Raw genomic sequence first — 14,568 nt, forward strand, 5'->3', positions numbered from 1 at the left:
GCGTGGCCCGCAGGCGAGGAGTCAAGCGGCGCCAGTGCCACGACGGCGGTCCTGAAAACCTTGCATCGTGCGCTTGTACCGACGCCTCCGGCGGGCCTAAGCTGCCGGCGGCAGGGAAATTCGACATGACGGTGCTGCACCCGATCCGGAAGGCGTGTCCGGTCTGCGGAAGGCCCATGAAGCTCGTCAAGAACGACGCGAGCCCCGGCAGGGAGCGCTATGTGTGTCCGGTCTGCGACGACGACCCGCTGCATGACCCTGCCGCTCTCAAGTGGGTGGACAGTCCGTTGAAGCCACCCGCGGACTGAGCTCTCCGTCAGCCGGAACGGGAGTTAGATGCGGCTGGAGAACCGGGTGAAGGCGGTCAGCCTTTGCACGTTGGGCTCGACATCCTGCATGTAGATCTGGGTCCGTAGGAACGCGATCTCGTCGTCCAGACCGCTCTCATCGACATCTCTGAACCAGGACTTGGGTCTGCCGTCGCTGCCGTCATTCCAGCGATAGCCGCGCCGTTTCAGCGAGTCCTTGAGCTCGAATGCGGTCTGCTCCGCCCAGATCCGCAGCGTCGGCCTGCGGGCGGTCTCGAGGAGGAGCGCGAGCGCCGGCGCACCGGTCGTCGGCAGTACGAAGTCCAGGACCTCCAGCAGCGCGTGGCAGTCATCGACGGCGCGGTGCGCCTGGTGGAAGTAGCCGGCTCCGTTCAGGAGATAGCCGAGCTGCGAGCCTGCGAAGCCATGTTTGCGCCAGTCGATCTCGCTCATGCTGCAGCCCCAGGCCTTGTGCTCGAACACGGGCCAGTAGCGCTCGACGAACCTCCTGTCGAAAGCGCTGTTATGCGCGATCGTGATGAGCCCGCTTTCGGCGAAGGCCGTTACGGCGGCATCGTCAAATTTGTGCCCCGTGACCATTTCGTTGGTGATGCCGGTGAGCGCCGTCACTTCCGCGGAGATCGGCGCGCTCGGTTCGTTGAAGGCGGAGAACGTGTCTCTGACGCCGACGATCCGCCCGTCCGACGTGTAGTCGAACTTGACCATCCCGAGCTCGATGATCTCGTCCTTCGAGTGGTCGAGGCCGGTGGTCTCGGTGTCGAGCAGAATGCCGGTCCTGACCTCCTGCCCGGCCGCCGGCGTGTAGGGAGGACGGGCGATCAGGCGTCGAAGAACCCTGTAATCGGACGACTGAGCCAAGGCGTCGGCCATTGCAGCCAGGTTCGCCGGGTCCAGAGTGTTGTGTCTGCGGGGCTGGGTCAGCGCGTCCATGGTCCACAATACCGGCCAAAAGCTCCACGAGGTACCTGGAAAACAAGCGATTCACGACATTTTCGGACGTGCCCGGGGGGCGCTGCGGGAAGATGGCCAATTTTCCCGTTGGCGGGCCCGGAGCATGTCGGAACCGGCGGGCTCCGTTCGTCTTGAATCCAGCATCGTCCCTCCGGAGTACCGCGTTCATGGCCCCCCGCGCCAACTGGAAAGGTTTTCTGCGTCTCTCCCTCGTGACCTGTCCGGTCGCGCTCTATCCGGCCACCTCCGAAAGCGAGAAGATCTCGTTCAACCAGCTGAACCGCGCGACGGGCCACCGCATCAAGTACCTGAAGGTCGACGCGGACACTGGGGACGAGGTGCCGAACGAGGACATAGTGAAGGGCTACGAATTCGATAAAGGCCAGTACATCGAGGTGACGAAGGAGGAGCTCGAGGAGATCGCTCTCGAGTCTACGCGCACCATCGAGATCGACGAGTTCGTCGACAGGTCCGACATCGACCCGCGGTATCTGATCCGCCCCTACTATTTGCGCCCCGACGGCAAGGTCGGGCACGACGCTTTCGCGGTGATCCGCGAGACCATCCGCGAGATGGACAAGGTCGCGATCGGGCGGGTGGTGCTGACCAACCGCGAGCACATCATCGCGCTCGAAGCGCGCGACAAGGGCCTGATCGGCACGCTGCTGCGCTATCCCTACGAGGTCCGGAGCGAACAGGAATATTTCGACGAGATTCAGGACGTGAAGGTCACCAAGGACATGCTCGACCTCGCCAAGCACATCGTAAACCAAAAGGCGGGGCGGTTCGATCCGGAGAAGTTCGAGGACCACTACGAGACCGCGCTGGTCGACCTGATCAACCAGAAGAGGGCCGGCAAGGTCATCCGCCCGAAGGAACGACCGAAGGGCGAGAACGTCGTCGATCTGATGGACGCGCTTCGCAAGAGCGTGGGTGGCGCTGCGGCCGAGGCGGCGGCGCCAAAGAAGCCCGCCAAGAGGCCTAAAAAGGCGTCGGCCGGCCAGAGGGAAATGCTGATGCCGATCGCCGGCAAGAAGCCGGCGAAGGAGACCGCCGCCAAGAAGCCGGCGGCTGGAGCGCGGCGGAAGTCTGCCTAGAACGCAGGCTCGCTTCCAATGGCCCCTTCTCTTTTGATAGACGACGAGATCCGACGGCTCCGTTGATCTTCTTTGCGATATGCTCGATAGTTTGCCCAGGCCCAGGGAGCAGCGGGGTTGGCCGTGGCTGAACTAGGATTGCCAGAGACGCAATATGCGCAGAGCGGCGATTTCGCCATCGCCTACCAAGTAATGGGTAGCGGGCCAATCGACATTGTCCTGGTCCCCGGCATCATCTCGCATGTCGACTATCAACATGAGCTGCCGGGCTACACGCAGGTTCTGCGCCGGTTGGCCAAGTTCTCCAGAGTCATCGCCTTCGACAAGAGAGGACAGGGCCTCTCCGACAGGCTGGCCGACGTGCCTTCTCTCGATGAGCGCATCGACGACGTGCGCGCGGTCATGGACGCGGTCGGATCTCGGCGAGCCGCGCTGGTCGGATTCTCCGAGGGCGCCTCCATGAGCGTTCTGTTCGCGAGCACCTATCCGGAGCGTGTGTCTCACTTGGTTCTTTTCGGCGGACTCGCCCGCGTCGCCGACCTTTTTCCGCCGAATCTGACCCCGGCGGCCGCCGAAGAAAGGCTGGCGAACCTTGTCAAGCGGTGGGGTAGCGGAGCGTTTTTGGGGAACGTCTTCGCGAGTGACGCCTCGAACCCGGAGGCTGTCGCGCGCATCGCCAAGTTCGAGAAGCTGGCGAGCAGTCCGGGCGCCATCAAGGCCTACATCATCTCAAACCGCCGGATAGACGTCACCGGCATTCTTCCGTGTGTCCGGGCTCCAACGCTCGTACTGCACAGGGCGACGGACAAGCAGGTGCCGGTCGCCTTGGGCCGACGTATGGCGGAGGAAATCCCCGGTGCGAAGTACATCGAATATCCGACAGGAGATCACGCGTTCTGGACCGGCGATACCGAAACGGTGGTCGGCGATATCGAGGAGTTCGTCACGGGGCATCGTGATACCGGAGACGCTGACCTGGAGCGGATTCTCGCAACCGTCATGTTCACGGACATTGTTGATTCCACGCGACAGGCCGCCGAGATCGGCGACCAGAAGTGGCGGAGCCGTTTGGATCAGCACGACGAGCTCGCGCGTCAATTCATTGAAAGGCACCGAGGCAATCTGGTCAAGACCACCGGTGATGGCGTGCTCGCGACCTTCGACGGGCCGGGCCGGGCCATCCGCTGCGCCCTGTCGTTCAGCAATGCTGCGCGCCAGATCGGTTTGCCAGTGCGGGCTGGTCTGCACACCGGAGAGATCGAGGTGCGGGGGAGTGACATCGGCGGCATCGCGGTTCATGCAGCGGCCCGCGTCATGTCGCAATCCGGGCCCGACGAGGTTCTGGTCTCGCGCGTGGTGACCGATCTCGTCGCCGGCGCCGGTCTGCGCTTTACCGAACGCGGTTCGTATGAGCTCAAGGGATTGCCGGGCAAGTGGGACTTGTTCGCGGCTAATGGCTAGTCTCGGATTCGGGATCGCAGGATTGCCGCCCCGATCAGGGGAAAAAATTGCGCCGCGTCTCCTGCCCGGCGGCCGCGCCCTTCAACAGTCCTGCTCGTCTCCGGATGGGCACTCGGGGCAGGTGTCGCCGATCGAATCCAAGACCTCACGGAGCTCGGCGATGGCCGCATTCATTGGAAGGCCGCGCGGCGGATCCTGCCTGGCGATTTCGAATGCCCGCTCTCGTGCGTGCGGATCGGCCCGATCCTTGGCCCATCCGTGCTCCTCGCATTCGTGGATCGCCCCGGCTTCCTGCAGCACGGAGATCGCCCAGCCGCGCAGCGTCCGGATCGCCGGCCGTCGTTCCTTCGTCCTCAGCATCGAGATCGCTCCTGCCGGGACGAATCCTTCCGCCCGCCCGCTCGTTCCGCGCGGTTAGCACGGGTCAGGGATTCGCAATCGGCAGGGCTTCGGCTTGTCCACCTGTTCCGCAGCGCCTGTGGAGAATGCTACGTCGCCGGCGCGGGGTCTTCCTTCGTGCCGTGGGCGACGATCTTGAGCGTCCCGTCAGGAAGCGGCCGCTGCAGCTTCAGCGCCTCCTCGGCAGGCGCCGTCATCCAGGTCTCGACCTCGTCCGGTGTAGTCAGGATCACGGGCATCGCCTTCGGATGGATGGCGAAGACTTCGGCGTTGGCCTCCTTCGTCAGGAACGCGTAGAGGTCGTTGGTGATCTCGCCTTCCTTGATCTTCCGGACCGAGGTCCAGCTGGTCCAGATGCCGGCGAAGCAGGAGACTCTCGTCGAAGGCGACGCATTCGGGCATCGGGCAGGCCTGATAGCGAACTGAGGTTTCGCGTCCATCGCCAATGGCATTCTCAAAGGTCTGGCAGTTTTATGCCCATCTCCCTCAATCTCTGCAAAGAGTAGTAGCATTGTCCGCCTCGGCAGACGCAACCTGCCCCGCACGATGTCCCATCGTCTTTGCCGGCGCAAGGATTCAATCCGCTAGGTCGCGACAATGGAAAGAATGTCTCGCCGTCGATGACTACTCCCTTGCTGGGGTCCACCGAGCCGTTCCCGTTATCTGCTCCGGACATCTGCGAGCTCCCTATCTAGCTTGGCTTCGTATCGCCGCTGCGGTCGCGTTTCCCGCGACCGCAGCGTCGTGCTGGACCGCAGCCTGGAGGGCAAGTTGCGCGGATCCGGCGGGCCCTGCGGGTTTTGCGAGCGGGCCGAGCGTTATGATGACTTGACTGGTCTTGGTACGCGATCCGCCTAAGAACGGCGCTCCGGGATTGACAGTTAACCGGATGAACTTCCAGCTTGGAGTGAAGTCGCCGCCTACCGAAACGACGAAGGTCAGAGTTTCTTGGAAGGTAGAGAATTGGGGATACTCGATGGGTCTCGTGCGAGCCTCGTTTCCGGCAGCTATCGATGCCTTGTCGTAGATGAACTCGTCGATATTAAGATCGCTGGAAACGGTGACCCCGTCTTCCAAAGCGCTGCAATCAAGCCCCTGTCGAGCATGGCTAGTGAGAATTGCCTCCTTCAACAGCGTCTTGTTCTCAAGCGTGAAGGTGATCGCCTCGTTTCGTGTCGAATGTGCCGAACCGGACACTCCACCCGCTGCCGAAAATATATCGGAGCCGCCTATCGGGGTCGTGTAGAGGATGCCCGGATTGACGTTCGAGGTTTCTTCCCACGTGAGGTTGAGAGAGATGCTCGTGCCCCACCCCGTCAGCCATGGTACTTTCCCCGTGCTGACCGCCCGATATAGCCCCTTGGTGACCTCGCACCGAATGTTGGCGATGATGTTGCTCTCGATCTTTCCCTGCCTCGACATGCCGTTTCGCGGATCGACGTCATTCTGCACTAGAGCATTTCACATTTTGATTGAAGCGTAACCGGCGTTAGCGAAGTAGTTGGCACATTCACGAGGCTGGATGTCCTGGACGAGGTGACCGATGTGGCGCCAAGTGTCCTCGATGGTGCGCTTTTGAGCTTGCCGCATCCAATGTTTGATCTTGGAGAAGGCCTGTTCGATCGGATTGAGGTCGGGCGAGTATGGCGGCAGGTACCAGAGCCTGGCGCCAGCCGCCTTGATCATCTGCCTGACGGCTCTCGACTTGTGGCTTCCGAGATTGTCGAGAATGACGATATCGCCCTCGCGCAGGGTCGGAAGGAGGAGGTGCTTCACGTAAGCGCGGAAGCATTGGCCGTTGATCGGCCCATCGAAGACGCAGGGGGCGGTGAGCTGGTCGTGGCGGAGTGCGCCGAGGAATGTGAGGGTACGCCAGTGCCCGTGCGGGGCGAAGCCGCGCAGGCGTGCCCCTTTGGGGCCCCAGCCCCGCAAGGGGGCCATGTTGGTCTTGATCCAGGTCTCATCGATGAAGACGAGCCGGCCCGGATCAAGTCCGGTCTGCCAGGACCGCCAACGCTGGCGCCTACGAGAGACGTCGGCGCGAGCCTGTTCGAGCGCGAACAGTGTTTTTTTTGAACCGCAGCCCTTCCCGACGCAGGAACAGCCAGACTGCATTGTGTGAGACCTTAACCCCACGGGCAGCCAGCTCCGCCTTCAGACCATGCAGCGTCAGGTGCGGCGTCTGAGTGATCCGCTCGACGATGAAGGCGCGGTGCGGATCAAGCACAGGCTTGCGGTGACCACCCATCTTGCCAGGCGCTACCGAGCCGGTCGTTCGATAACGCTGCGACCACTTCACAACCGACGAGACCGCAACACCAAACCGTGCCGCCACAGAACGGCAGCTCTCACCCTTGGCAACCGCGGATACCGCACGCTTACGTAAATCGTTGGAAATTGGTCGGACCATGGGATGCTGGCCTCCAGCCCAGCCAGCATCTTGAATCATATTCGCCCCAGATCCGGAATCCCTTCCGATTCAATAAATTCGTGAACCGCTCTAACGGATCTTTCTGAGGCACGTACAGTCCGCATCCCGAAAGTATCGAAATCACTGATGCTGCTGCCGCAGCGCGGCGAAAAATGGTCACGGCGTCCCCCAACGATCCGTTTCGACTATAGATTGCTCAATGCGGGTAGATTAATTCGAAGTTTAGTCGCAAGCATAGCGAAAAATCATGAGCGTCGAGGCGGCGATGCGGCGATGCGGCGAGCCGCGATTAGTTAAACGAACTGCAAACAGTAGTCGGTCGACTGGTCGCCTGTCCTGCTCTCACGCCATGGTCCAATCTACGTCAGCGTCATCTTCCATCCGATGCAGCCGGCGCTGATCCTGAACTCTTTGAAGGCCAGGCCACCGGTATGCAGGACACTCGGCTTGCCAATTGAGCATCGAGAATAATCTGCTGATGATCTGACCTGCGATCTGTCCGGACATTTCCTGTCAGACAAAGTGATCTTCGCCGCATTCCGCACGAAGAAGGTGAGGCATCGTCAAGCATTTCCGTGAATCGGGAGACAAATCCGAATCGAAAATGAGCCCTTTGCGCTCAAATACGCCAGTGCGGCGGCGCACAATGCAATAGAGGCGGCAAATGTCGGCAGAAAGTCCTTCGACAGATCATAGATTCGGGACCTAACTCCCGGACAAAAAGTTCACTCGCACTCGATCTTGGGCAGGCTCGATCCTGCTTTCACCAGCGCGTTGTTAAGCGCCTTCTCAATACCCGCGAAGCTGGAATTCTTCAGCGATGGCGCATCGCTTTCGCCCAGGTACAGCTTTTTGGGAGCGCCGCAGACGGTGAGATCGTCCAGCTTTGCTGTCGGTCTCAATTGCTTCATCAAGTCTGGATCGCCATAGAGCGGTTCTCCTCCGACGACTACCAAAAGGATGTCTGCCGGCGTAGCCTTGACCACCGGGTCGAGCATAGGATTGCGAGCGTTCGGATCGGCTTTGGCCCTCACGACTATGAAATCCGCCTTTCTGCCGGCCGTCAGGTCTCCGATGCTGGCGTCGACCCGCACCATCTGCGCGGGAATGGAAGTGGCCATCTTGATCAGATCCGCCGAGTCCATCGACGGGTATCGTCTGGACGCATAGCCGATCTCCTGTAGCATCCCCGCGCTTCCCGACGGGCTCCAGTCGGGGGCGATAGCCACCGGCACACCAGCAAGATGTGCGGCCGAGACATTTGTTGTCGAACCATAAAGCTCGTCATTGCTCCGCGGCGACCAGACGAGTCCGGCTCCGCTTGTTTTCATCGAGCCGAAGTCTGCGTCGCGCAGAGCGGTACCGTGGACAATCACCACCCCTGGGCGGAGCAGATGCGCACGGTCGACCATCGTGAATTCGCGGTGAGCGCTGGAATCGGTCGCGGCTCCTTCCGACAAGTGGACGACGAGACCGCGCAAGGTGCCAAGGCCGAGCTCGCAGAGCAGGTAGTCCAGCCTAGCGTGGGGCATCTCCAGCGGAAAGACCTCGTTATCGACAACGTCTAGAATCGGCTGTGCTTTGCCGCATCCATCGTTGTCGTCTGGATTCTTGCGATCCAAGCCAGAGGCCAGATCAAGGTTGCGAACGAGACCTTTCGCGCAGTCGCCGTTGTTCGGGTGATCCTTGGTGGGGTAAAGGCTTCCGATCGAGGAGGTCGCGCCACCAGCGAGCGCCTTTATCTCCGCATAGATTGCCGATTCGCACGCCGCGTCTGCCAATACGACGTTGTGAGGTGCCACCAGGAGCCTGTCGTATTCCGCGGCATCCTGCCATTCGTAGCGGCTGGCAAACTTTCGCCCGGGCAGCCACCGCGGCAGCACGTTCCAGGTGAGATGGTTGTGCAAGTCGACGAAGCCCGGAAGGATGACGGCATCCGCGGGTTTGATGGCGGTACCGGCCCCTGAGACGGAGCTTGTCGGGCCGACCGCTCCGATGTTCTGGCCAGAAACGGCGAGCGCCCCGTCGGCCACCACGCCGACAGGAGTAAGCACGGTGCCGGTGACGGTGAAATCCAGCGCCTTGGCCTCGCCGACGAGCCACGCGCAGGCCAGCAATATCGACGCGCACTGAACCGTGAAGCTGGTGCACCTCATCTCTCTCCCCCTGCCAAGACTGTCTCATCTTATCGTTGTCGCAATAGAAAACTAGCGCGAATCGCGAGAGGGGCTCGCAGGTCCGTCTATAGCAACGCGCGTCGGGGAAACGGCTCACGGAATCGAAAGAATTAGCCAGGCTGGCGGCAGTCGGCTGCCAATTCATTCTTCATCCGGCGATAATACGCCGGCATCTATGAGCATCCGCCTATCCAGCTTCCCAACCAGGAAGCGGTATCCGCCCTCAGTCAGGCGGAGGATCTCGCGGGTCGGCGAAGCATCGACAACCGTCACCATGTCGCTCGAAAGCAGGTCGTTGCCAACGCCATTCTCGATGATGAATTCGAAGCCTTCCACACGAAGGCGCCTCGGAATCAAAGCTCCCGGCTCCAGCATGATCCGGTTTTGGATGGCACTTGCGGCGAGGGTCGCTGCCTGACGTGATGTCATTTTGAGAACCGCGCGGTTCCTGCGCAGCGCGGTGGCGCTGCGCCAGGTCGATGTTGGTTTCAAGGTGACCGATTCCACCACAGCGAGTTGCCTGAAATAGTTGTTGGCGATCTGCCGCTCGCTATCGGCAGCATCGCCCCAGAGCGATTCCCGACGTCGTTGGCGGGATTCTTCCGAGGGGTTCGAGATGCCTTCGCCGCCATCAGTCTGGTTCGTGAGAGGTCCCGTTCCGAGGTCATGACGGCCGATGGTCTGGATTAGCTGGCGCTCTCGGGCGAGCGCCTCCGGCTCGTTCTCAAAAAAGCTGTCGAAGCGATAGTGGATCGACGGCTTCAGCCGAAAGAGACCTCGGATCACGTTGAGCTTGTGGGTCAGACGAGTCGTATTGCGTGCTTCAGCCTCATGATCGAGCACCCGCAAATTCAGGCCCTTACCAACGTAGAACGGCCGACCATCTGGCCTGTGGAGAACATACACGTAGTATGGTTTACCTGCCCTGATTGCCGCCCTGACGGAAGCGACGTCGGTCAAAAGCTCTGGTTGAGCCTCGCCGGCTCCAACGACGTACACATCCGGCTCGCTATCCATCGATGAAGGGCGCCAATTGAAAGTCACTTGCCCAGGCGGCTTATACGGGTCCGGCGATGGGAAGCATCAGATCGGCACCGGCTGGGTCAGGCACCTGATGCCACCGCCGCCACGGAGGATCGTCCTCATTTCCATCATGCAGACGTCTCGCCCCGGGAAAAGGCGCTCCAACTCCAGCTTGGCTCGCAAGTCACTTTGGGTCTCGCCAAATCGCGACGTAAGGACAGCGCCGCCGGTGATGTACAGGTTCATGTAGGTCGCGGCCATCATCGCGCTGCCGGCCAAGGCATCCGGGACCACCTCGAACGCTTCGACGCCCTTCAACTTTCCTTCCGTGCTCAATTGCCGCAACATTCCGAGGTCGCGCTTGCGCCGCCAGCTTCCCGGTCCGGATGCAATGACCTCGACCACGAGTCTGCCGTCGGGCAGGAACGCCATGTATCCGTCCGGATGCCCTGTGGTGATCGGTTCGGTCCGGTCACCGTCAAGCCAGATCACATCGCGAATGCCAACACAACCGAACGCCACGGTGATGGCCGTTTCATCTAGGTGTGGGTTGCGCGACAGCAGGCAGCTTCGCGTCACAACGGCGCGCCCGTTACCGTCGGTGATGAACGCTCCGCCCTCCGCAACGATTGGAACGCCGATCACCGGAACGCCGAAATCATGCGTGCGCGCAAGGCGGTCGCCCGCTCGGCCGCGCCGGGAATTGTCCCAGGCGTTAAAGTTGAAGTCGATCGCGATCGTTTCGGCTCCGCGCTTTGCGAACACCGGCGCGATATCACGCATCCAGATGTCGTCTACCGCCGCTGGTACGATCTCGACGTCGGGCCCGAATTTCCGCCCCCGAGCCGCCGGCACCAAGTCCCGCGGGGTCAGCAGCTTTATTGGCTCGTATTCCGCGATGGCCCTGACCAAACCCTCGAGCTCGCACTCGACCTGCTCCTTTTCGGCTCCCCATTCCCGGTGCACCGCCCACGCCATAATCGTGCATGCGTGAGCCTCGTGATCGGCAGGAATGCGGATCGCACGATTTCCGCTCACGCGTCCACCACCGACGGAAATGGAGCGCTCAGCCATTCGCGATAGCCCGGATGGCCCCAGCGCCACGGGCGATCAGCGTCTTTGGAGATGTTGATGCGAGGTCCATTGAGCAGGTTGGTCACCGGCTCAGCCGGGCGCAAGACGCGGAAGGGAGCCTTAAGGAGCGAGGCTCCATCGAGGAGTGGGTAGAGCCCGAGCGCCTCGCCCAGCTTTGCAGGTCCATTGCACAGCTTGCGTTCGAACCCTGAGGCACGGCTGCGGATTGTGCGATCCGCCGACGGATGGGCGGAGCGGCGCTCAGCCATCTCCTCGATTCCGATCACCGGCACGCCAGCCCTGATCAGGATTGCGCTGCCAAAGCCCTCTTCTCCGCATACCAGGTTCAGACACGGCATCCCCCTGTCGTGATGGATGTAGACGTGCCCATGAGGAAGCAGCATCGACGAGCTGCGGTTGCGGCGCTGCGCGGCTGCCCCAGGATGACAGTGCGAGGCCATGTCGGTCTCGTCGTAGGCTTCGTCCTCGACGATGATGATCCCGCTGTCGGTCTCGCGGCGGAGATCCGTGAAGATTACGAGGCATCCGACAACCTTCTGGGCCGCCTCGACAGCAGAGCCAGCAAAAAAGTCTGGCTCGACAGGAAGATAATTGTTCAAATCAAAAGTCATTGACTACTCCTTGGTGTTTGCAATCGTGGCGATCCGCGCGCCGCGAAAAACACACTAGATGAGCTCGATTATCTGTCAAATAACTCTATGAAATTGCTATATTATTACTGTGTAGTTCTGCTCAAACTCGCCATCCTGACATAGCGACTGGTTCGTTGGGAGAGCTCAGCTCTTACTCGGCCAATTTGGAGACTTCATCGACGGCATCCTGCACGTTGTCTCCGAGAGCCTCGACCCGGCTCATATAGCCAAACTCGGCAACGACTGTATCGAGGTCTCCCGGACCGCGTACCTTGTCGTGGCAGATGCGCAGATATCGAGCGATCAAGCCGCTGTTATATTTGAACACCCCGTCCGACGAGATCGAGAGCCGCGTCCGTTGCCAGCGATTGCCATCCTTGTACGCGATACTCGGAAACTTGGTGCTGCAGAAGGCCGCATACTGCGCCTTCGAAGTCTCGGCATCCCGGCATGAGTAATGATCTGGATAATCGTCCTCATACCTGACGTCGCATTCGCGCAAGAGCGCTTCGACAAGGTTTCCGTTCGGCAGCTGTTTGACGACCTTCTTTTCCGCCAGAGCTGACCAGATGCACTCGCCCATTTGGCATTCCACGCGCATGAATTGGTCCGCTCTGGCGTTCGAGCTGGAGGACTGCTTCAGGAACTCGTCGAGCTGTGGCGTAAATTGCGAATAGAAGTTGATGACGAAAAAGTTGGGATTTCCGATCTGGACCGGCCTCCCTCCGTCAGCCGCGCCAGTCAGCACCAGCGCGTTAACGCCGCCCTGGATCGGTGAATCGACCGCCATGTCGATCTTACGATCCGGCAAGTAGCGCCGCCGCGCGAACGTCAGGATGACAGATTCGACTTTGACTTCGACGAGATCTCGCTGCCCAAGTCGGACTGACACGTTCCTCGTCGTTAGGGCCGGGCCACAAAGAAAGTAGGTCAAGGAGACGCCCGCGAGGCCGTCGACCACGACGGCGTCACGCAGATCCTGAGGCACCGCGATTTTTGACACGACGCCGGCGCACGTGGCATCGGTCAACTGGTTGCCGATCTCACCCAGCCTACCGTCGATCGCATTGATGTAGCTGTTCTGATCCTGGAACGTGAGAGTCGGAAGACGGTAGTGATTATCGGAACGCAGATATTGTAATTGCTGGACGGTCTCATTGGTTGCTGGCATCTCCCGAACTTTCCGGATCAGCTCCGATAGCTGCGTGGCGGACGTCTGAGCCTTTCGGGCCTCCGCATTCTCCTGATCAGCAATGGCCAACCGAGAAAGCTTGGACTTGCATGCGACGACTACGTCCACGCGGGTGGTCTCGGGAAGCTGGGATTTCCACGTTTCTGAGCAAAATAACTTCAGTTCGCTTGCCGAAGTGAAAGCCTCCACCTTGGTCACTAGACCCCGTTCGACCTCTTTCTCTGCCTCGCTAGCTTTCTGCCGATCACTCTGCGCCTGTTCCATGGATTCGTTGAGGGCCTGACTTCGTCTATGAGCCTCATCGACACTGGTTTGGCGCCCCGCGCGGTCGGCCGCCGAGTTCTGGAGACGGGTCATGCCCTCAAGACGTTGCAGGTAGGCGATGAGCGCGCGGGAGTCGGAGCCAGACTGCTTGCCACACTCGACGATCCGGCTGCGGAGCTGGGCAAATTCGTCCTGACGCCATTCCGCCAGCGGCACACCATACGGCGCCCCACTGGCCGACCACGATTGTCTGGCCACCGCAGATTGCGAGACGTCAGAGCAGGATAGTCTCGATATTGTTTCCAAGCTCGCGGCATTGGCGGGAATGTTTTGAAGAACCAGGAGAGCGAAGCCAGCCAGCGTCAAACATTTCATAGAGTGAGCTTCTTTGAAAAATCGCGAGAGGGAGTGATTCGGAGGGGATGATACTGCGACGCGCCCAAGAAACCGTTAGATGATTGACGGGTACAGACAACAAAAAACGTTGCTGCAGGACGCCGCTTTGGTGAGACCATCACCGCCAACGGCGGCACGATCCCGCTCCGCGGCAACGCTCGCGCCCAGCGCCGCACCAAATCGGCACCCCGCTGGGGCGGGATCCGTTCACGTCGGGCCGTTTAGTTGTACCCGATGGCCTTTTTCAATCTTACGAGGAAACTGTCAGTCCCCACTTGTTTAGATTTGAACGTTTCGTTGCTGACATCCGGCTGCTCGCAATTGGTAAGCGGCGCCCGCGGTACCGGCTGCTCGCTTAAGAGCGACCTAAGATGGTTCCGCAATGCTGTTGTGTCTCCCAACACCATTCCCGAAAACGAACTGTCCTGGTCCATTTCGGCGAGCAGTTCCGAAGCGATGGGGAGAAGAAGCTTGTCGTTGAGGTCGCCTCGATCAAGGTAGCGCTTCCATTCCTTGAGTGGTTCACCTGCGTCGATCTGTGCTTGCGCGTACTCAGTCACGGGCGTCCCATCCGGAAGAAATCTTCCGTGCAGATACCAGCCGCCAAAGTAGCGCAGTGGTCTCCTAAAAGAATTTAGCGAGCAGGGCTCAGCTTTTCTCGAATTTCCGTCGCGGACATAAGCATCTACAAACTTCTTCCAGCATCGAGCCTCGTCTGAATAATTGCGCTGGCCATAATATACCGTCGCAGCTAGCGCAAACCCTATATAGCAGCCGCCATCGGCAGCCTTCCGATAGTATTCAATTGCCTTGCGCTCGTTTCCGTCATCCTCATAGCGTTCGCCTGCTTCTAGGTAGACGGCGGAGCCACCGATCGATGCCGCCTTCTCATAAAGGGGCGCAGCCAAGCGCGATTCCTCTGCATGCGCTTCCTCAATCAATTCCTCCACGCCTTCTGGCCACAATGAGTCTTCATCGTCAGTTACGTCCTGCTCGTTCGACAACTTTGGCCTCATAGATTGGCATGCTTCACTTGTGCCCTTCGAGATACTTCGAGCCAATTCGACTTACGATCTATCTGCTTGCTAGGCGACCGGACTTATCGACCACGGCTCGCTCAA

13 protein-coding genes and 1 pseudogene are annotated in these 14,568 nt (G+C 60.3%); 3 read left to right on the forward strand and 11 right to left on the reverse strand.

From position 1 onward, the window contains the following. Positions 1 to 176 precede the first annotated feature (176 nt). Entirely contained in the window at positions 177 to 308 is a 132-nt protein-coding gene (locus tag N2604_RS01515) for a hypothetical protein (protein ID WP_311739802.1), read from the forward strand. Between the two features lie 24 nt (positions 309 to 332). On the opposite strand, the gene N2604_RS01520 is transcribed toward N2604_RS01515, so the two are convergent. Beyond that, positions 333 to 1,259: a 3'-5' exonuclease gene (locus tag N2604_RS01520; protein WP_225161470.1), complete on the reverse strand. Its 927-nt coding sequence runs from the start codon at positions 1,257 to 1,259 to the stop codon at positions 333 to 335. A gap of 188 nt (positions 1,260 to 1,447) precedes the next feature. On the opposite strand from N2604_RS01520, the gene N2604_RS01525 reads away from it, so the two are divergent. Beyond that, the gene (locus tag N2604_RS01525; RefSeq protein WP_225161471.1) at positions 1,448 to 2,377 is read left to right on the forward strand and encodes a Ku protein; all 930 of its coding nucleotides are present in this window, start codon (positions 1,448 to 1,450) and stop codon (positions 2,375 to 2,377) included. Positions 2,378 to 2,500: 123 nt separating this feature from the next. Then, the gene (locus N2604_RS01530) at positions 2,501 to 3,838 is read left to right on the forward strand and encodes an adenylate/guanylate cyclase domain-containing protein (RefSeq protein WP_225161503.1); all 1,338 of its coding nucleotides are present in this window, start codon (positions 2,501 to 2,503) and stop codon (positions 3,836 to 3,838) included. An 81-nt stretch (positions 3,839 to 3,919) separates the two neighbouring features. Here N2604_RS01530 and N2604_RS01535 read toward each other — a convergent pair whose 3' ends face one another. The 10 genes and pseudogenes from N2604_RS01535 to N2604_RS01580 all read right to left on the reverse strand — a co-directional run bounded on the left by N2604_RS01535 (position 3,920) and on the right by N2604_RS01580 (position 14,451). Beyond that, positions 3,920 to 4,198: a hypothetical protein gene (locus N2604_RS01535; protein WP_225161472.1), complete on the reverse strand. Its 279-nt coding sequence runs from the start codon at positions 4,196 to 4,198 to the stop codon at positions 3,920 to 3,922. A gap of 128 nt (positions 4,199 to 4,326) precedes the next feature. After that, positions 4,327 to 4,611, reverse strand: a pseudogene (locus N2604_RS01540) (SOS response-associated peptidase family protein); the annotation flags it as partial. Positions 4,612 to 4,924: 313 nt separating this feature from the next. Next, positions 4,925 to 5,689 carry a hypothetical protein gene (locus N2604_RS01545; RefSeq protein WP_260373492.1) on the reverse strand — a complete coding sequence of 255 codons (765 nt, stop codon included), beginning with the start codon at positions 5,687 to 5,689 and terminating at the stop codon, positions 4,925 to 4,927. A 9-nt stretch (positions 5,690 to 5,698) separates the two neighbouring features. Beyond that, positions 5,699 to 6,647, reverse strand: a protein-coding gene (locus N2604_RS01550) for an IS630 family transposase (protein ID WP_260370926.1) whose coding sequence is annotated in 2 segments (ribosomal slippage) — positions 5,699 to 6,310 and positions 6,312 to 6,647 — 948 coding nt in all. Because the reading frame shifts where the segments join, the coding sequence is not laid out codon by codon here. A 746-nt stretch (positions 6,648 to 7,393) separates the two neighbouring features. Next, positions 7,394 to 8,824, reverse strand: a complete 1,431-nt coding sequence (locus N2604_RS01555; RefSeq protein ID WP_225161474.1) for an amidohydrolase family protein — start codon at positions 8,822 to 8,824, stop codon at positions 7,394 to 7,396. A gap of 162 nt (positions 8,825 to 8,986) precedes the next feature. Beyond that, complete coding sequence (locus N2604_RS01560; RefSeq protein WP_225161475.1) at positions 8,987 to 9,862, reverse strand: GIY-YIG nuclease family protein; 876 nt, start codon at positions 9,860 to 9,862, stop codon at positions 8,987 to 8,989. Positions 9,863 to 9,928: 66 nt separating this feature from the next. After that, positions 9,929 to 10,942 carry an agmatine/peptidylarginine deiminase gene (locus N2604_RS01565; protein ID WP_225161476.1) on the reverse strand — a complete coding sequence of 338 codons (1,014 nt, stop codon included), beginning with the start codon at positions 10,940 to 10,942 and terminating at the stop codon, positions 9,929 to 9,931. After that, on the reverse strand, positions 10,903 to 11,574 hold the full coding sequence (locus tag N2604_RS01570) for a DNA-3-methyladenine glycosylase (RefSeq protein ID WP_225161477.1): 672 nt from the start codon (positions 11,572 to 11,574) through the stop codon (positions 10,903 to 10,905). The genes N2604_RS01565 and N2604_RS01570 overlap by 40 nt, the downstream gene beginning before the upstream one ends. Positions 11,575 to 11,746: 172 nt before the next feature. Then, on the reverse strand, positions 11,747 to 13,426 hold the full coding sequence (locus N2604_RS01575) for a hypothetical protein (RefSeq protein WP_260373494.1): 1,680 nt from the start codon (positions 13,424 to 13,426) through the stop codon (positions 11,747 to 11,749). A gap of 242 nt (positions 13,427 to 13,668) precedes the next feature. Continuing rightward, the gene (locus tag N2604_RS01580) at positions 13,669 to 14,451 is read right to left on the reverse strand and encodes a hypothetical protein (protein ID WP_225161480.1); all 783 of its coding nucleotides are present in this window, start codon (positions 14,449 to 14,451) and stop codon (positions 13,669 to 13,671) included. Positions 14,452 to 14,568: the final 117 nt, after the last annotated feature.

The sequence above is a fragment of the Bradyrhizobium sp. CB1015 genome (assembly GCF_025200925.1).
Lineage (GTDB): Bacteria > Pseudomonadota > Alphaproteobacteria > Rhizobiales > Xanthobacteraceae > Bradyrhizobium.